Here is a 17,374-nt window from a genome sequence, read left to right on the forward strand (position 1 = left end):
ATGCGACCTTTCTCACACCGCGTCCGTGAGACGTAGGAGAGCCGCCCATGGCCACCGTTGTCCCCGTCGACGAGTTCGTGGCGGATGAGTGGTACCCCGGCTTCGAGCCGGCCCTGGACCATGCAGGCTGGCCGGTCGAGCCGTTCCGGACCTTCGACAAGTCCGACGAGGAGCGGTTCTGGTTCCTCGACTTCCACTGGCCCCGGGGCCTGACCCCGATGGGGCTGATCTGGAACGAGGACGGCTACTCCTGGGGACCCAGCTGGTAGCGGAGTCGCTGCCGCTGCCGCCCGGGCGCGGAATCACCAGCGGATCGTCGGGACGCACACCTACGCCGCCGCGGTCGACGTGACGGACGAGTGGGAGATCGGCGAACGGGCGCGCCGGATGATGCAGAACCTGCCGCGCTTCCTCAAGAACTCCGAGGGCATCTGGGCCGAGCGCCGCGCGGAGGTCGACTCCTGGTGGACGCACCTGCAGTCGGTCGACCTGCGGTCGCTGCAGCTTCCGGAGCTCGGCGCTCCGCAAGGCGCGCCAGTTCCACAAGCGTGCCTTCGAGATCCACTTCGAGGTCATGACCCGCTCATCGCCAACTACGTCGCCTTCTACGGCGCCTGCACCGAGATGGGTATCGACCCGGGACAGATCGCCAAGATGGTCGTCGCCGTCCATCAGATGCCTTCCTCCCGAGAGATGCAGCAGGCATGAGTCTCGCGGATCTCCCCGGCGCCCGTGACGCCGCCGACGGCGGGCTGTGGATAACAGGGCTTTCCGTCCGGTTCGCCGAGCGGGAGACTGGTCCTCTATGGACGACCAGGTTGCGTTGCTCAGCGCGTGGCCGTGGCCGCTGCTGCACGGCCGGACAGGAACGGCGAGAGGCCAAGCTCTTCAGCGCGTCGACCACCGCCTCGCGAACCGTGTCCGCGCTTGTCCATGCGGAGATACCCTCATGTGGGTCGACCGTCTCGAAGGAAGTGGACGAGCCGGACTTTTGCACGGTGTTGCGCCGGACGCATTTGTCCTATGCCCCAACTGCAAGAGGCGCATGCGCATAGGGTAGGTATCGAGCACTTGATGCTGACGTAACTGAAGAACGCTGGCTGGTGCACCCCTGGGGCGCACGCCCCCGAGGTAACGGGAGCGAACCGGAGGCAACGGGATCTCGGTTTCACGCTCAGGACGGCTGTTCGTGCGTGATCGAGAGTGGTGGTCCTCCGGTTCAACTCCCCCCTCGCGCACCGTGAGCGACAGGCCTCGGCCCGGGATCCCCGGCCGGGGCCTTCGTCGTGCGGGCGGGGTGGTGCGGGCCTGCGAGGACTACCGGCCGGTACGTCGGACGTCCGCCACCGCGGGCTCGCCGAGGCCGCGGCACGACGGGCCCGACGGTCGCGCCGACGCCGAACGTCCGACGTACCTGCCGGTAGCGGTGGCCGAGGCGGTCTGCCCCGGCCGTTCCGCACCCCCAGGGGTGGAGCGGGCCGACGCGGGTACCTCCCGCCGTGCGCATCGCGATCACCGGAGCGACCGGCAACCTCGGCACCGCCCTCCTCCGACGACTCTCCTCCGACGGCCACGAGCTGGTCGGCCTCGCGCGACGGGTGCCCGAGCCGGGCGCGCCGGAGCCGGTGGGCTGGCCGCGGGTCGCGTGGCACGCCGTCGACCTCACCGACGACGCGTCCCTGCCCACCCTCGAGGCCGCCTTCGCGGGCGCCGACGCGGTGGTCCACCTCGCCTGGGGTTTCCAGCCCTCCCACGACCTGGCGTACCTCCGTGAGCTCGGCGTCGGCGGCACCCGCCGGGTGCTGCAGGCCGTCACCGCCGCCGGGGTGCCGCACCTGGTGCACATGTCGTCGGTGGGCGCCTACTCCCCGAAGCAGGACGACGCCCCGGTGACCGAGGACTGGCCGACCCACGGTGTCCCGACCTCGCGCTACAGCCGCCACAAGGCGACCGCGGAGCGCCTGCTCGACGAGCACGAGGCCGCCCACGAGACCCTCGTCACCCGGGTGCGACCCGGCATCGTGGGTCAACGCGCGGCTGCCAGCGCCCTCATGCGCTACGGCCTGCCTGCCGTCGTGCCCGGTGCCCTCCTCGACCTGCTGCCGGTGCTGCCGCTGGACCGCGGCTTCACCATCCCGGTCGTGCACGCCGACGACGTCGCCGACCTGGTCGCCCGCGCGGTCGACCAGCGCGCCGGCGGCGCCTTCAACGTCGCGGCCGACCCGCCCCTGACCGCCGCCCTCTTCGCGGAGGTGCTGGGCGCCAAGCACGTGCACGTGCCGTCAGGGCTGATGCGCCCGTTGGTCTCCGCCTCGTGGCACCTGCACCTGCAGCAGGTCGACACCGGGTGGTTCGACCTCGCCTTCGCCGTGCCGCTCGTCGACACCACGCGGGCGCGCACCGAGCTCCGCTGGTCCCCCTCGCACGACGCGGCGGAGGTGATGCGCGAGGTCGTGGAGGGGATGCGCGACCGCGCCTCGGGCCCGACGCCGGTGCTGCGGCCGCGCAGCGTGCTCTCCGCGCTGGCCGACGCGGCGCGTCGCGGCCCGGCGGGGCAGCGGCACCTGCCGTGAGCGCGGCAGCGGCGGCGCCGCGGCACCTGGCGCCGCCGAGCACGCGCCCGCCCGTCCTCGCCGGTCTCGTCACCGCCTCCCACCCCGGACCCGCGGTCGCGGTGACCACCGTCGTGGCGCTGCTCGCCTGGTCGGCCGGGGTCACCCCCGCCCGGGGCGCGGCGCTGGTCGGCGCGGTCCTGGCCGGACAGCTGGTGATCGGCTGGGTCAACGACCTCGTCGACGTCGAGCGCGACCGCGCCGTGGGCCGCACCGACAAGCCGGTGGCGGCCGGCACCGTGCCGGTCGGGCTGGTGCGCGCCTGCGCGGCCGTCGCGCTCGTCGCCTGCGTCGTGCTCTCGCTCGCCACCGGGTGGCGCTCGGGCCTGGTGCACCTCGGGCTCGGGGTCGCCTCCGGGCTCGCCTACGACCTCGGCGTGAAGGCCACCGCCCTCTCGCCCCTGCCCTACGCCGTCGCCTTCGGCTCGCTGCCCGTCTTCACCGCCCTCGCCGCCACCGACGCCGCGCTGCCCCCGTGGTGGGTCGTGCTCGCCGGCGCCTGCGTGGGCGTCGGGGCGCACGCGCTCGACGCGCTGCCCGACCTCGCGCTCGACCTGCGCACCGGTGTGCGGGGGCTGCCGCACCGCCTGGGCGCCCGCGGCTCCCGGGTGGCCGCCGCCCTGCTGCTCGGGGCGGCCTCGCTGCTCGCCGCCCTCGGCCCGTCCGGCCCCCCGCACCCCGCCGCCGCGGCCGTGCTCGTCGCGGTCGCCGGGTGCGTCGTCGTGGCGCTGGTGGGGCGCGGCCGCGCGCCGTTCGCCGCGGCCGTCGGGATCGCGCTGCTCGACGTTTCCCTGCTGGTGGCCGCCTGATGCCGACCTGGGACCTGCTCGTCGTCGGCGCCGGCCCGGCCGGCGCCGCCACGGCGCTCGGGGCGCTGCACGAGGACCCGACCCTGCGCGTGGCGCTGGTCGACCGCGCCGACTTCCCCCGTGACAAGGCGTGCGGCGACGCCCTCGCCCCGCACGTGCTCGACGTGCTCGCCGAGGTCGGGGTCACCGCGTTGCTCGACGACGTCGCCCCTGTCCCGCGGCTGCGGGTGAGCCGCGGCGACCGCACGGTCGACCGGCCCGCGGCCCGCCCGTCGTACGTCGTGCCCCGGCGCGTGCTCGACGACCGCCTGGTCGAGGCGGCGCAGGGTGCCGGGGCGACGCTGCTCCGACACCGGGTGCGCGAGGTGCGCCCGGGGCCCGAGGGGGTCGTCGTCGACGGCCTGCTGGACGCGGCGGTCGTGGTCGGCGCCGACGGCGCGGGGTCGGTGGTGCGCCGCGGGCTCGGCCTCGGGCGCGGGTCGACGGGGCTGGCGCTGCGCGGCTACGCACCCACACCGGCCGGGCGGCGAGGCGCCCAGGTGATCGTCTTCGGCACCGGGCCGCAGCCGGCGTACGCCTGGTCCTTCGACCGCGGCGACGGCCTCGCCAACGTGGGCTACGGCGAGGTGCTCGGCGCTGCGCCCGCGCCCGGCCGCGCGGGCATGCTCGAGCGGCTCGAGGAGCTGCTGCCGGGCGCCACCGACGGGGCGGGCGACTGGCGCGGGGCCCACCTGCCGCTGTCGGGGCCGCGGTGGCGCGGGCCGCGCGGGCGGGTGCTGCTGGTCGGCGACGCCGCCCACCTCGTCAACCCCATCACGGGGGAGGGCCTCTACTACGCCGCGGCGACCGGGGTGGCGGCCGGGCGCGCCGCCGCGGACGCGATCGCGGCGGGCGATCCCGCGAGCGCGGGGCTGCGCCACGACCGGGCCGTCCGGCGCCACCTCGCCGGCCACCTGCGCCACACGGCGGCCACCGCGGCGCTCGCCCGCAGCGGCGCGGTGCTCGACGCCGGCCTGCGCGCCTGCGCCCGCGACCAGCGGGTGGTGGACGACCTCGCCGAGCTCGGCCTCGCCCGCGGCCGCGTCACCCCCGTCCTGGCCCGGGGGCTGGCCCGCGGCCTCGTGGGCGGCGTGCTCGGCGGGCTACGGCCCGGCGCGCTGGTGCCGCGCGGTGCCTGACCCCCTTCGACCGGCCCCCTGACCCTGCCCGACCACCACCCGAGGAGACCGCCGTGCAGATCCTGAGCGTCCGCGGAGCCCTGCCCGACCACCGCCACCGCCAGGAGGACGTCACCCGCGTCTTCGCCGAGCAGATGCTGCAGGGTCAGGTCGACCGGCGCGTCGTCGAGCGCTTCCACCGCAACGCGGGCGTCGAGACGCGGCACACGGCGCTGCCGCTCGAGCGCTACGCCGAGCTGCGCGACTTCGGGGAGTCCAACGACGCCTTCGTCGAGCACGGCACGCTGCTCGGCGCGCGGGCCGTGGTCGACGCGCTCAAGGCCGTCGACCTCACGCCCGCCGACGTCGACGTCGTCGTGTGCGCGACGGTCACCGGGCTGGCGGTGCCCACGCTCGACGCGCGGATCGCCCAGCTCACCGGGATGCGGGACGACGTGGTGCGGGTGCCGCTGGTCGGCCTCGGCTGCGTCGCGGGGGCGGCGGGGGTCGCACGGCTGCTCGACCACCTCGTCGGTCACCCCGACGCGGTCGCCGTGCTGATCTGCGTGGAGCTCTGCTCGCTGACGCTGCAGCGCGACGACACCTCGGTCGCCAACCTGGTGGCGAGTGGCCTCTTCGGCGACGGAGCGGCGGCGGTCGTCGCGGCGGGTGAGCGACGCGCGGCGCAGGTCGCCGCGGCCCCGACCCCGCAGCCCGAGGTGCTCGCCGCGCGCAGCCGGCTCTACCCCGACTCCGAGCGCACGATGGGCTGGGACGTCGGCGCCGGCGGCCTCAAGATCGTGCTCGACGCCGGCGTGCCCGAGGTCGTGCGCCGCTACGTGGGCGACGACGTCCGCCGCTTCCTCGCCGACCACGGCCTCACCTCCGACGACGTCGGGTGGTACGTCGCGCACCCCGGCGGCCCCAAGGTGCTCGAGGCCCTGCAGGACGCGCTCGGGGTCGACCGCGAGGCGCTCGGTGTCACCTGGGACTCACTGCGCGACGTCGGCAACCTGTCGTCGGCCTCGGTGCTCCACGTGCTCGCCGACACCCTGGCCACGCGCCCGCCTGCGCCCGGCTCCTACGGGCTGATGCTGGCCATGGGGCCCGGCTTCTGCTCGGAGCTGGTGCTGCTGCAGGCGCCGGGTGCGGGGTCCGGTGCGGGGTCCGGTGCGGGGTCCGGCGCGGGGGAGGTCGCGTGAGCAGCGAGGTCCTCTTCACGCTGCTGGTGGTGCTCGTCGGGCTGCAGCGGCTCGCCGAGGTGGTGCTGTCGCAGCGCAACACCGCGTGGCTGCTCGCGCGCGGGGGCGTCGAGACCGGGCAGCGGCACTACCCGGCCATGGTCGCGCTCCACACCGCCTTCCTGGTCGGCGTGCTGGTCGAGGTCTGGGTGCGCCGACCCGACCCGCTCGCCGCGCTGACGGTGGCCGCGCTCGTGGCCCTCGTCGTCGGTCAGGTGGTGCGGTGGTGGTGCGTCGCCGCGCTCGGGCGGCGCTGGGTGACCCGCGTCGTCGTGCTGCCGGGCGTCCCGCGCGTGCGCTCGGGGCCCTACCGCTGGCTCGCGCACCCCAACTACGCGGTCGTCGTGCTCGAGGGCCTGGCCCTGCCGCTGGTGCACAGCGCGTGGTGGACCGCGCTCCTCTTCACCCTCGCCAACGCGGTCTTCCTCACCGTCCGCATCGGCGCCGAGTCGCGCGCGCTGGCCGTCGCGGACCGGGCCTCGCCCGCTCCCGCGTCCTCGGCCGACGCCGTGGAGTCGGGCGGCACCGTCGAGTCGGGCGGCACCGTCGAGTCGGCCGCAATTGTGGGGGAGAGCGCGGTCATCACCGGGTTGCACAGTCGAGGTCGGCGCAATTGTGCGGAAGAGGTCGCCCGGTGAGGGACCTGCTGGTGGTCGGCGGCGGCCCCGCCGGCCTCGCGACCGCGCTGCACGCCGCGCGGGCGGGGCTCGACACCGAGGTGTGGGAGCCGCGCCTGGGCACACCGGGCGGGGTCGACAAGGCCTGCGGCGAGGGCCTGATGCCCGGCGCGCTCACGGGCCTGCTCGAGCTCGGCGTCGACCCGCCCGGCCACGACTTCGACGGCATCCGCTACCTGCGCGGGTCGACCACCGCGGAGGCCTGCTTCGCGGGCGCGCCGGGCCGCGGGATCCGGCGCACCGTCCTGCACGACGCACTCCTCACCGCCGCCCAGGACGCCGGCGTGCGGCTCGTCGGGCGGGCCGCACACGAGGTGCACCAGGACGACGAGGGCGTGGTCGTCGACGGCGAGCGGGTGCGCCACCTGGTCGCCGCCGACGGCCTGCACTCACCCGTACGCCGTGCCCTGGGGCTCGACGCGCCCGCGCGTGGCCGCGCGCGCTACGGGCTGCGCCGCCACCTCGCGGTCGCCCCGTGGACCACCAAGGTCGAGGTGCACTGGGCGCCCTCGGTCGAGGCCTACGTGACGCCGGTGGCCGCGGACGTCGTCGGCGTGGCCGTGCTCGCCTCGCGCAAGGGGTCGTTCGAGGACCACCTCGCCGAGCTGCCGGCGCTGCGCGAGCGGGTGCTGGCCGCGCCGCCGGCCAGCACGGTGCGGGGGGCGGGACCGCTGCGGCAGGGCGCGCGGCGCCGCGCCGCCGGCCGGGTGCTGCTCGTGGGCGACGCCTCGGGCTACGTCGACGCCCTCACCGGCGAGGGCCTGGCCCTGGGTCTGGCGCAGGCGGGCGCCGCGGTCCGCGCGATCGCCGGCGGCGAGCCCGAGCGCTACGACCGCGACTGGCACCGGCTGACCCGTCGCTACCGCTGGCTGACCGCGGCGCTGCTCGCCGGCACCCGCCCGCGCCCGCTGCGGCACGCGCTGGTGCCCGTGGCCCGGGCGCTGCCGCCCGTCTTCGGCGGCGCCGTCAGGTCGATGGCGCGGCCGGTGGGGTGAGGACGCCCCGCCCGTCAGCGGTTGAACAGCGAGTCGAAGTAGCGCACGTAGGCGCCGTGCGTCTGCCCGGCAGCGACCTGGAAGGTCAGCTCGTCGGAGCCGCGGGGCTCCGCGCCCCAGTTCTCCGAGCCGGCCCACACCCGGGTGCGGATGCGGCCGTCGGCCACCCACTTGGCGGTCATGAACTTGGAGTGCAGGTAGTTGCTGTCGCCGTAGTGGGCGTTGCGCACCGGGATGCCGGCGCCACGCAGCGTGTCGAGCACGGCTGCGCCGATGGGCTTGCCCGCCAGCACGAAGACCTTCGCGCCCGCACGCTTCTTCGCGGCCAGCGCCCGAGCCAGCGCGACGCCGCGCGGGTCACGCCAGGCCGCCATGCCGACCCGCACGACGAGGCCGTTGGTCGGCAGCGACTCGATGCGGCGCAGCACCGGGTCCGCCATCGAGGGGGAGTTCCACGGCCCGAAGGACAGCGACACCGTGCGCGAGATCCGCGCGACCCGCCACGGGTCGCCGAGGTCGCGGTCGGCGGTCTGGTCGACGAAGACGTCGACCAGGGTGTCGTAGACCGCGTCGTTGTCGACGAAGACGTAGGCGTCGTTGTACTGGTTCTCCGCAGCACCGACGCTGGCGTTGGCGGAGGTGATGACGCTGACCCGCCGCACCCCGCTGGTCATCGAGAAGGTCCACGACTTCTGGTGCAGCGTGGTCAGCGTGCCGTCGAAGCGGTCGCTGCCGCGCGCGGAGTAGTCGACGACCTTCAGGCAGGACCTGCCGGGACTGCAGTCGGAGCCGATCCCGGCGGCCCGCATGTCGCTGACCTCCTCCTCGGCACGGGACTTGCGCGAGATGAGCAGGCGGACCACGGCGCCGCGACGGTGGGCGGCGATGAGCGCGTCGGCGATGCGCTGCCGGTCGAAGCTCCACGTCACGCCTCGGATGTAGGAGCCCGAGGGCGTCCCGGCGATGGCGTCGAGCACGAGGCGCTCGATCGTCAGGCTGCCCGGCCGGCTGAAGTGCGGACCCGGCGCCGGCGCGGTGGCCGCCGTGGCGGTGGTGGTGAGCGGGGCGGGCGAGAGCAGCGAGCCCAGCAGGACGGTGAGGAGGGTCGCGACCAGCGCGAGGACCCGAGACGGTGTGCGCACGCGGGGATCGTAGACCAGGCAGGCGACGTCTCCCGCGCGTCGCCGACGGCGCTCGCCCGGGCGCCGCCCGGCCTGCGCGCCGCTGTCCGGTTTTCTCTGCCCGCTGTCGGCGCGCTGTGGCAACCTCGCCGGGTCCGCACGTGACCCCGACCACACGGCGTACGTCGCGTGGTCGCCGCAGCTGGGAGGCGCAGCGATGCAGCAGGAGACCTTCGACCACGTGGTGGTCGGCGCGGGCAGCGCCGGCTGCGCGCTGGCGGCGCGGCTGAGCGAGGACCCGGGCGTCCGGGTGCTGCTGCTCGAGGCCGGCCCGCCCGCCGACGCGCTCGAGATCGACATGCCGGCGGCGTTCCCGGGGCTGTTCAAGACCAAGTGGGACTGGAACTACACGACCGAGCCGCAGAAGGGCCTGGCCAACCGCGGGGCCTACTGGCCGCGGATGAAGGCGCTCGGCGGCTGCTCGTCGATGAACGCGATGATCTACATCCGGGGCAACCGCGCCGACTTCGACGGCTGGCAGCGCGACTTCGGGGCGGTCGGCTGGTCCTACGACGACGTCCTGCCCTACTTCCGCCGCAGCGAGGGCAACACCCGGCTGCGCGACGAGTTCCACGGCACCGACGGGCCGCTGCACGTCGAGGACCGCTCCTACACCCACGAGCTGGTGACGGCCTGGATCGACTCTGCGGTCGAGCAGGGCCAGCCGCGCAACGACGACTTCAACGGCGCCAGCCAGCTCGGCGCCGGCACCTACCAGGTGACCTGCAAGAAGGGGCACCGCTGGTCCGCGGCCCGCGCCTACCTCGAGCCCGCCGCCGACCGGTCGAACCTCGAGGTCCGCACGCTGTGCCACACCACCCGCGTGCTGGTCGAGGGCGGTCGCGCCGTCGGCGTCGAGTACCTCCACGCCGGGCAGCGCCACCAGGTGCGCGCGAGCGGCGAGGTGGTGCTCAGCGGTGGGGCGATCAACAGCCCGCAGCTGCTGATGCTCTCGGGCATCGGTCCGGCCGACCACCTGCGCGAGCACGGCATCGACGTGCAGGTCGACCTGCCGGGGGTGGGCGCCAACCTCCACGACCACCTCGTCGTGCCGATGCTGTGGCGCACCAAGGGCACCACCGACATCGGCGTCGACCACAACAACCTGCGCCGGCTGGTGCAGTGGCAGGCCACGGGCAAGGGCCCGCTGTCGTCCAACGTCGGCGAGGGCGGCTCCTTCATCGAGACCCGCTCGGGCCTCGAGGGCCCCGACATCCAGTTCCACGTGGCGGGCGCGGGCTTCTACGACAACGGCCTGAAGGAGGCGCGCGACCGCCTGCTCACCGTGGGCCCGACCCTCGTCGACGTGGCCAGCCGCGGCAGCGTGCGGCTGCGCGGCGCCGACCCGCGCTGGAAGGCGCTGGTCGACCCGGCCTACTACGAGGAGCGCGTCGACCTCGAGGTCGTGAAGGCCGGTTGCCGCGCAGCGATCGAGTCCGTGCGCAGCGGCCCGGTCGCGCGCTTCATCGGCGCTCCTTACCTCCACGCCTCCGACAGCCTCGACGACCTCGCGCTCGAGGAGCACGTCGCGGAGTGGTCGCAGACGCTCTACCACCCCGTCGGGACCTGCGCGATGGGCTCGGGCGACGACGCGGTGGTCGACCCTGAGCTGCGCGTGCGCGGCGTCGAGGGACTGCGGGTCGCCGACGCCTCGGTGATGCCCCGCGTCGTGCGCGGCAACACCAACGCCGCCAGCATCATGATCGGCGAGAAGGCCGCCGACCTCGTCCGGGGCCACGCGCCCCTCAGCCCCGCGGCGGGAGCCGCGGGCCGGAAGGAGACCGTGCGATGACCACCCAGCAGGGCACCCGCCAGCGGCGTGACGAGCGCTTCGACGCCGGCCGCACCGACCGCGCGACCTTCGAGGTCCGCAGCCCCGGCACCGGCGACGTCGTCGGCACCTACCCGGTGCACACCGACGACGACGTGCGCGACGCCGTACGCCGTGCCCGCGAGGCCGCTGCCTGGTGGGCCGACCTCGGCTTCGCGGGTCGTCGCGAGCGGCTCGACGCCTTCCGCGGCATCCTGGCCCGCCGCATCCAGCAGCTGGGCGGCATCGTGGCCGAGGAGACCGGCAAGCCGCACTCCGACGCGGTGCTCGAGGTGGCGCTGGTGCTCGACCACCTCGCCTGGGCCGCCAAGCACGCCGAGAAGGTGCTCGGCCGACGCCGGGTGCGCTCGGGCATGCTGACCGCGCACCTGGCGGGTGAGGTCGAGTACAAGCCGCTCGGCGTCGTGGGCGTCATCGGTCCCTGGAACTTCCCGGTCTTCACCCCGCTCGGCTCGATCGTCTTCGCGCTGGCCGCCGGCAACGCGGTCGTCTTCAAGCCCTCGGAGTTCTCCCCGGGCGTGGGGGCGTGGCTGGTCGACGCCTTCGCCCAGGTCGTGCCGGAGCAACCGGTCTTCCAGCTGGTGACCGGCGACGGCTCGACGGGCGCGGCGCTGTGCCGCTCGGGCGTCGACAAGCTCGCCTTCACCGGCTCGACCGCCACCGCCAAGAAGGTGATGGCCACCTGCGCCGAGACCCTCACCCCCATCGTCGCCGAGTGCGGCGGCAAGGACGCGATGATCGTCGACGAGGACGCCGACCTCGACGCCGCGGTCGACGGCGCGGTGTGGGCCGGGCTGATGAACGCCGGGCAGGCCTGCATCGGCACCGAGCGGGTGCTCGTGCACGAGCGGGTGCACGACGCCTTCCTCGCCAAGCTCACCGCGAAGGTGTCGGGCCTGCGCGCGGGCGCCGACCCGGAGGCCAAGATCGGGCCGATCACCATGCCGTCGCAGGTCGAGGTGATCGAGCGGCACATCGCCGACGCGCTCGAGCGGGGCGGCCGCATCGCGGCCGGCGGCGGCGAGCGCGACGGGCAGGTCGTGCAACCGCACGTGCTGGTCGACGTGCCCGACGACGCGCTGGCCAACACCGAGGAGACCTTCGGGCCCACCCTCACCGTCGGCAAGGTCCGCTCGATGGAGGAGGCGGTGGCGCGCGCCAACGCGACGTCCTACGGCCTCGGCGCCACGGTCTACGGCAAGCGCGGCCGCGAGGTCGCGCGCCGCCTGCGCTCCGGCATGGTGTCGGTCAACGCGGTCTTCGCCGCCGCCCAGCTCGCCTCGGTGCCCTTCGGCGGCGTGGGCGACTCCGGCTTCGGTCGCATCCACGGCCCCGACGGGCTGCGCGAGTTCACCGCCTCGCAGGCGGTCGTGCGCCAGCGCTTCAAGTCGGCGCTGCCGCTGACCTCCTTCGAGCGCACCGCCAAGATGGAGGAGACGCTCGGCAAGGTCGTCGCGATCGTGCACGGGCGGAAGTAGCCCCCGGCGCTCACGGTAGTCCGGCACACCTCGGCCCGCCCGGTCGCCCGGCGGGGCGCAGGTGTGCCGGACCACCGCGCACCGGTGCGGGGCCCGCGGGCGCCGCGGACCCGGCGTACGCCGTGGGGCTGGGCTCAGCCCAGGCGCCAGGTCTGCGGTGGGAGCGGGCCCTTCTCGTGCGGCCCGCGCTCGACGCAGAACTCGTTGCCCTCGGGGTCGGCCATGACCACCCACCCGGTGCCGTCGTCGCGGCGGTGGTCGGCGAGCACGCGCGCGCCGAGCCCCTCGGCGCGGGCGACCGCCTCGTCGCGGGTCTCGTCGTCGGGGGCGACGTCGACGTGCAGCCGGTTCTTGGCGGTCTTGCCCTCGGGCACGGGGATGAAGAGCATCCCGGTGCCGGCGTAGGGGAAGTGCGGGGCGACCACGACCTCGGGGTCGTCGTCGTGGAAGACGTGCCAGCCGAGCAACCGCGACCAGAAGGTGGCCAGCCCCAGCGCGTCGGTGGCGTCGACGGTGATGTTGTGGACGTGCATCGTCATGCCGGCAGCATGCCGGGCGGGGACGTCGACTTCCTCGCAATTGTGCCCAGCAGCACTGTGGAACCCGCGGGTAACCGTCCTTACCTGCACAATTGCGCCCGACTCGACGGCCGCGGCGCGCGCAATTGCTGGGTTCTCGCCCGGTTACCGATCGGTAGGTGGGCAACAGCCCAGCAATTGCACCGACGGGGCGGGGCGGGGTCAGGCGAGGCCGGCGGCGTCGCGCACCCACTGCCACAGCCGCTGGACGTCGGCAGGGGCGGCGCGGCGGCGCCCGAGCCAGTACGCCGGGCGGGCGCGGCGGTCGTGCCACAGCCGGCCGCCGGGGGGCGGGGGCTGCGCGGCCGCGAGCCACACCGCGGTGTCCGCACCGCCGGCGGCGTCGCGCAGCAGTGGCCCGGTCAGCCGGTGGAAGCCGGGCAGGGCGTCGACCACGCCGGGGGTGTCGGCCCAGCCCGGGTGCACGGCGTGCACCGCGATCCCGTCACCCGCCCACCGCTGCGCCAGCGGGCCGAGCAGCTCGACCTGGGCGCGCTTGGAGCGGGCGTAGGCGGTGGTGGGGGAGTAGTCGCCCGTCACGTAGTCGGGGTCGTCGGCGCGCAGCACCTGGGCGTACATCCCGCCCGACGTCACCAGCAGCACCCGCGCCGCGCGGCCGGCCAGCACCGGTCGCAGCAGGTCGGTCATCAGCACCGGCCCGAGCACGTGCAGCGCCATCGTCAGCTCACGGCCCTGGGGCGACGTCGTGCGCACGGGCGGCATGGCCCCGGCGTTGTGCACGACGACGTCGAGCCCGGCGGGCCCCTCGCCGGCCGCCCCCTCGGCGCCGATGCGCCCGCACAGGTCGGTGGCCAGGCGGCGTACGTCGTCGAGGTCGGCCACGTCGCACCGCTCGACGCTGAGCCGGGCACCGGGCACCTCGGCCTCGATCGCGCGGGCGGTCCGCTCGCCCTTCTCGACGTCGCGCACGACGAGGTGCACGTGAGCGCCGAGGCCGGCGAGACCGGCGGCCGTGGCGGTGCCGAGCCCGCTGCTCGCGCCGGTGACCAGCGCCCGGCGCCCGGCCAACGACCCGGGCGCCGGGTCGGCGGGCCACGTCGCGAGCCGGCGCCGCACGGCCAGCCCGGCGCGGGTGTAGCCGCCGACCACCGACAGGTCGAGCGCGGTGTCGAGGGCGGCAGCGGCGCGGGCAGCACGGGGGCGGGCAGTCACGTGGCGGACCCTAGTGACCCGCGGCAACCGGCCTACGCTGGCGTGGTGCAGGTCGTCGCGGTCGGCTACGCCCCGGTGAAGGGGACGCGCCACACCGCCCACGACGCGGTGCGGGTCGAGGCCGGCGGCGTCGTCGGCGACCGCGAGCTGTGCGCCGTCGACGTCGATCGGCGCCGGGTGCTGCGCACCGTCCAGCACCCGGCGCTGCTGCAGGTGCGCGCCGAGCGGCACGGCCCGGGCGGCGGCCAGCTGCGGCTCGTGCTGCCCGACGGCACCAGCGTCGACGGGCCCCTGACCGCGTCCGGGGAGGAGCTCACCTGCGACTACTGGGGCCGCGACGTCGCGCTGCGCCTGCTCACCGGGCCGCACGCGGACCTGCTCACCGCCCACCTCGGGCGACCCGTCCGCCTCGCCGCCGCACCGCCCGGGGCGGTCGTCTACGGCGACCCGGTCAGCCTGGTCACCACCGCCTCGCTCCGCGCCGTGGCCGACCAGCTCGGCTGCCGGCCCGACGAGGTCGCGGCCGCGCGCTTCCGCGCCGACGTCGTGCTCGACGGCGAGCAGCCCTTCGCGGAGGACGCGTGGCGGGAGTGCGAGCTCGACCTCGGCAGCGCCCGCGTGCGGGTCACCGGGCTCGTGCCGCGCTGCGCCGTCGTCGACCACGACCCGGTCACCGGTGAGCGCGACCGGCCCGTCCTCCGCGCACTGGTCGCCCTCGCCCAGCAGCGCGGCGCCGACGGCCGCGACGGGCCGCCCTTCGGGCTCGAGGCGGTGGTCGTCCGGCCGGGCGACGTGCGGGTGGGCGACGCGGCGGCGCTGCGGCCGGCGCGAGCCGCTCAGCCGAGGTAGCGGACCTCGAGCGGGCTCTCTGCGACCTCGGGGGCCTCGACGGCGTCCTCGGTCGCGAGCGCGTCTCCGGCGAGGTGCACGCGGAACCCGCGCGCCTCGGGGCGCGACGACACGGCCTCGACCAGCTCGCCGTCGCGGAAGAGCAGCCCGCACCCGTCGTCGGCGGCGTAGCCGGACGGCAGGCGCCGCGCGCCCACCAGGTCGAGGTAGGCCGGGCGGCGGTCGGCCTCGCCGTCGTAGTGGGGACACGCGCTGCCGCGCAGCAGGCCGAGCCCGTCGGCGAGCGGGGCCAGCGGGCCGAAGGAGTCGGTGACCGAGGCCTCGAACCAGCAGTTCATGCCCGCGCTGATCCCGGCCAGCACCGTGCCGGCGGCGGCCGCCTCGACCAGCAGCTCGTCGAGGCCGTGCAGGCGCCACAGGGCGAGCAGGTTGGCGGTGCTGCCGCCGCCGACGTACACGACGTCCTGCGCCAGCAGGTGGGCGCGCAGGTCGCCTCCGGGCAGCTCGCCGAGGCGGAAGAGCGACAGCACCGAGGTCTCGGCGCGACCGGCGAACGCCTCGGTGAACCGGTCGGCGTAGTCGACGCTGTCGCCGCTCGCCGTCGGGACGAAGCAGACCCGCGGCCGCCCGCTCTCGCCGCGTGGGCGCTCGACCAGCGAGAGCAGGAAGTCGTCGAGGAGGGGGTTGTCGGGTTCCATCGAGAAGCCGCCGCCGCCCAGGGCCAGGACCGTGCCGCGCATGGCGCGATCCTCCCCGGCGCGTGGGGGCACGTCGACGCCGGGGGGATGCCGGGTGCGGGAACGGCCGCCGGCCGTCCACAGCCTGTCCACAATCTGTGGAATGTTTGTCCAGGGCTTGTCCAATCTTTGTCCAGTGTGGTGCACTGACGACGTGAGCACCGGACCCGCCGTCGGACTGCGCATCGGCGCGCTCGCGGAGCGCGTGGGTGCGAGCGAGACGGTGCTCCGGGTCTGGGAGCGGCGCTACGGGCTGTTCTCCCCGACCCGCACCGCCGGTGGCTACCGGCTCTACGGTCCCGACGACGAGCGCCGCGCGCGCGCGATGGTCGAGGCCCGCGAGCAGGGCGTGCCTGCCGCCCAGGCCGCCGCCGCGATCCTGGCCGCCGAGCGTCGGGTCGGTGCGCGGCCCGACGCCGGCGAGCCGGGCACCGACGCAGGCCCGGCCGGGGACGCCCTCGCCACGGCCCCCACTGCTGCCACCGCCGCGAGCGCCGCCGGCTGGGTCGCCGACCTGCTCGCCGCGACCGCTCGCCTCGACCACGTCGCCAGCCACCAGGTCGTCGACCGGGCGCTGGCGAGCGCGTCGGTCGAGGTGGTCGTGCGCGACGTGCTGCTCCCCTTCCTCGCCGAGGTCGGCACGGGCTGGGAGGAGGGCAGCGTCAGCATCGAGCAGGAGCACTTCGCCAGCGACCTGGTGCGTGGCCGCCTCACCACCCTCGGCAGCGGCCTGGGCGCCGGCACCGGCCCGCTCGTGCTGCTGGCCTGCCCGCCCGGCGAGCGCCACGACCTGGGCCTCAAGGCCTTCGAGCTGGTCGCACTGCGTGCGGGCTGCCGCACGCGATACCTCGGCGCCGACACCCCGCTCGCCAGCGTCGAGGCCGCGGCCGCGCGCACCGAGCCCGACCTCGTCGTGCTCTCCGCGACCCGGGCCGAGGTGCTGAGCGGCGTCGCCGACGAGCTGCGCGACCTTGCCGGCCGCCACCCGCTCGCGCTCGCCGGCGCGGGAGCCACCCCCGAGATCGCCGAGCAGGTCGGCGCCACCCTGGTCTCCGGTGACCCGGTCACCGCCGCCCGCCACCTGCGTGCGCTGCGGCCGGGCGGACGCCGCGTGGCCGAGGAGGGCGACCGTGGCTGAGCCGTGGACCGGGCCCGTCCCGCTGGTCGGGCGCCCCGAGCGCACCCGGACCCGCCGCCGCGCGGCCCGCGACCTCGACCCGATCACCGCCCACGTGGTGGCCCGGGCCGCCGGTCGCGAGCTCGCGGTGCGCCGACGCGACCGGGTGCGCCAGGTCGCCCTCAGCCTCGCGTGGGCCGTCGCGGCCGCCGTCTCCGTCGTCGTCGCCGGCACCCTCGGGTCCCCTGTCCTCGAGGGTGCCGGCGGCGCCCTGGCGCCCGGCGCCTCCTCGCTCGCGCCCACCCCGCTGACCGCGGCGGTGGGGCTGCCGCTCGCCCTCGGCCTCACGGCGTACGTCGGGTGGCAGTGGCTCCCGGGCCGCACCGGCGCCACCCGTCACCGGCGCACGGGCTGGTGGGCGGCCTCCGCGCTCGTGCTCCACGCCGCCTGGTGGGTGTCGGTGGCCGGCGGGTCGGTGGCGGCCGGCGGTGCCGTGCTGCTGGCGCTCGCGGCCGTCCTGCTCGGCCTGGTCGGCGCGCTGCACCGCACCCCCACCCGGGGCCGGCTCGAGCGGTTCCTCGTCGACGGCACCCTCGGCGCGTGGCTGGGGTGGGTGCTGCTCGCGGCCCTCGCCCACGTCACCGCGGCCGTCGCGGACGCCGGCCTCGCGGCCGACCCCGTGCTCGAGCCGGCGCTCGCGCTGGTCGCCCTCGCGACCCTCGTCGCGCTCGGGCGCCTCGTCGCGGTCGAGGTCGGCGCGCCCTGGCCCTTCGCGGTCGGCCTTGCCTGGTCGCTCGTCGGCGTGGCGGCCGGCCGGCTCCTCGGCCCGACCGAGCCCGGCGGCTGGCTGGTCGGCCTCGCCGCCCTCGCCGCCGCCGGCGCGGTGCTGCTCGCGACCGCGACCGAGCGGCCTACCCCGCCCGCCCTGACCTGACCCAG

The 17,374-nt window shown here is 76.0% G+C and carries 17 protein-coding genes; 13 read left to right on the plus strand and 4 right to left on the minus strand.

What is annotated here, in order from left to right:
- The first annotated feature begins 47 nt into the window (after positions 1–47).
- The 8 genes from BJ989_RS02665 (at position 48) to BJ989_RS02700 (ending at position 7,491) form a co-directional block, all read left to right on the plus strand.
- Entirely contained in the window at positions 48–269 is a 222-nt protein-coding gene (locus tag BJ989_RS02665) for a hypothetical protein (RefSeq protein ID WP_179516885.1), read from the plus strand.
- 79 nt (positions 270–348) lie between these two features.
- The gene (locus BJ989_RS02670; protein ID WP_179516886.1) at positions 349–708 is read left to right on the plus strand and encodes a hypothetical protein; all 360 of its coding nucleotides are present in this window, start codon (positions 349–351) and stop codon (positions 706–708) included.
- A gap of 791 nt (positions 709–1,499) precedes the next feature.
- Positions 1,500–2,573 (plus strand): NAD-dependent epimerase/dehydratase family protein, encoded by a 1,074-nt coding sequence (locus tag BJ989_RS02675; RefSeq protein ID WP_179516887.1) that lies wholly within the window; start codon positions 1,500–1,502, stop codon positions 2,571–2,573.
- Positions 2,570–3,421 carry a UbiA family prenyltransferase gene (locus tag BJ989_RS02680; RefSeq protein WP_218848688.1) on the plus strand — a complete coding sequence of 284 codons (852 nt, stop codon included), beginning with the start codon at positions 2,570–2,572 and terminating at the stop codon, positions 3,419–3,421. Before BJ989_RS02675 ends, BJ989_RS02680 begins: the two co-directional genes overlap by 4 nt.
- Entirely contained in the window at positions 3,421–4,599 is a 1,179-nt protein-coding gene (locus BJ989_RS02685) for an NAD(P)/FAD-dependent oxidoreductase (RefSeq protein WP_179516888.1), read from the plus strand. Before BJ989_RS02680 ends, BJ989_RS02685 begins: the two co-directional genes overlap by 1 nt.
- A 53-nt stretch (positions 4,600–4,652) precedes the next feature.
- Positions 4,653–5,780 (plus strand): 3-oxoacyl-[acyl-carrier-protein] synthase III C-terminal domain-containing protein, encoded by a 1,128-nt coding sequence (locus BJ989_RS02690; protein ID WP_179516889.1) that lies wholly within the window; start codon positions 4,653–4,655, stop codon positions 5,778–5,780.
- The gene (locus BJ989_RS02695; protein ID WP_179516890.1) at positions 5,777–6,457 is read left to right on the plus strand and encodes an isoprenylcysteine carboxylmethyltransferase family protein; all 681 of its coding nucleotides are present in this window, start codon (positions 5,777–5,779) and stop codon (positions 6,455–6,457) included. Before BJ989_RS02690 ends, BJ989_RS02695 begins: the two co-directional genes overlap by 4 nt.
- Positions 6,454–7,491 (plus strand): NAD(P)/FAD-dependent oxidoreductase, encoded by a 1,038-nt coding sequence (locus tag BJ989_RS02700; RefSeq protein WP_179516891.1) that lies wholly within the window; start codon positions 6,454–6,456, stop codon positions 7,489–7,491. Before BJ989_RS02695 ends, BJ989_RS02700 begins: the two co-directional genes overlap by 4 nt.
- A 14-nt stretch (positions 7,492–7,505) precedes the next feature.
- Here the strand turns inward: BJ989_RS02700 and BJ989_RS02705 are convergent, their stop codons facing one another.
- Entirely contained in the window at positions 7,506–8,633 is a 1,128-nt protein-coding gene (locus tag BJ989_RS02705) for a phospholipase D-like domain-containing protein (protein WP_179516892.1), read from the minus strand.
- A gap of 196 nt (positions 8,634–8,829) precedes the next feature.
- Between BJ989_RS02705 and BJ989_RS02710 the strand changes: the two genes are divergently transcribed.
- Both BJ989_RS02710 and BJ989_RS02715 read left to right on the plus strand, forming a co-directional pair.
- Positions 8,830–10,464, plus strand: coding sequence for a GMC family oxidoreductase (locus BJ989_RS02710; RefSeq protein ID WP_179516893.1), 1,635 nt, complete (start codon positions 8,830–8,832; stop codon positions 10,462–10,464).
- Positions 10,461–11,981, plus strand: coding sequence for an aldehyde dehydrogenase family protein (locus BJ989_RS02715; RefSeq protein ID WP_179516894.1), 1,521 nt, complete (start codon positions 10,461–10,463; stop codon positions 11,979–11,981). Before BJ989_RS02710 ends, BJ989_RS02715 begins: the two co-directional genes overlap by 4 nt.
- Before the next feature lie 134 nt (positions 11,982–12,115).
- Here the strand turns inward: BJ989_RS02715 and BJ989_RS02720 are convergent, their stop codons facing one another.
- Together BJ989_RS02720 and BJ989_RS02725 are read right to left on the minus strand one after the other, a co-directional pair.
- Complete coding sequence (locus BJ989_RS02720; RefSeq protein ID WP_179516895.1) at positions 12,116–12,520, minus strand: VOC family protein; 405 nt, start codon at positions 12,518–12,520, stop codon at positions 12,116–12,118.
- Between the two features lie 201 nt (positions 12,521–12,721).
- The gene (locus BJ989_RS02725) at positions 12,722–13,732 is read right to left on the minus strand and encodes an SDR family NAD(P)-dependent oxidoreductase (RefSeq protein WP_218848690.1); all 1,011 of its coding nucleotides are present in this window, start codon (positions 13,730–13,732) and stop codon (positions 12,722–12,724) included.
- Positions 13,733–13,777: 45 nt separating this feature from the next.
- Between BJ989_RS02725 and BJ989_RS18565 the strand changes: the two genes are divergently transcribed.
- Positions 13,778–14,581, plus strand: a complete 804-nt coding sequence (locus BJ989_RS18565) for an MOSC domain-containing protein (protein WP_343049033.1) — start codon at positions 13,778–13,780, stop codon at positions 14,579–14,581.
- On the opposite strand, the gene BJ989_RS02735 is transcribed toward BJ989_RS18565, so the two are convergent.
- On the minus strand, positions 14,569–15,321 hold the full coding sequence (locus BJ989_RS02735) for a Type 1 glutamine amidotransferase-like domain-containing protein (protein ID WP_179516897.1): 753 nt from the start codon (positions 15,319–15,321) through the stop codon (positions 14,569–14,571). The two genes, BJ989_RS18565 and BJ989_RS02735, sit on opposite strands and share 13 nt — an antisense overlap.
- Before the next feature lie 151 nt (positions 15,322–15,472).
- Between BJ989_RS02735 and BJ989_RS02740 the strand changes: the two genes are divergently transcribed.
- Positions 15,473–16,456 (plus strand): MerR family transcriptional regulator, encoded by a 984-nt coding sequence (locus tag BJ989_RS02740; RefSeq protein ID WP_179516898.1) that lies wholly within the window; start codon positions 15,473–15,475, stop codon positions 16,454–16,456.
- The gene (locus BJ989_RS02745) at positions 16,449–17,369 is read left to right on the plus strand and encodes a hypothetical protein (RefSeq protein ID WP_179516899.1); all 921 of its coding nucleotides are present in this window, start codon (positions 16,449–16,451) and stop codon (positions 17,367–17,369) included. Before BJ989_RS02740 ends, BJ989_RS02745 begins: the two co-directional genes overlap by 8 nt.
- The last annotated feature ends 5 nt before the right edge of the window (positions 17,370–17,374 follow it).

The organism is Nocardioides perillae, assembly GCF_013409425.1.
Lineage (GTDB): Bacteria > Actinomycetota > Actinomycetes > Propionibacteriales > Nocardioidaceae > Nocardioides > Nocardioides perillae.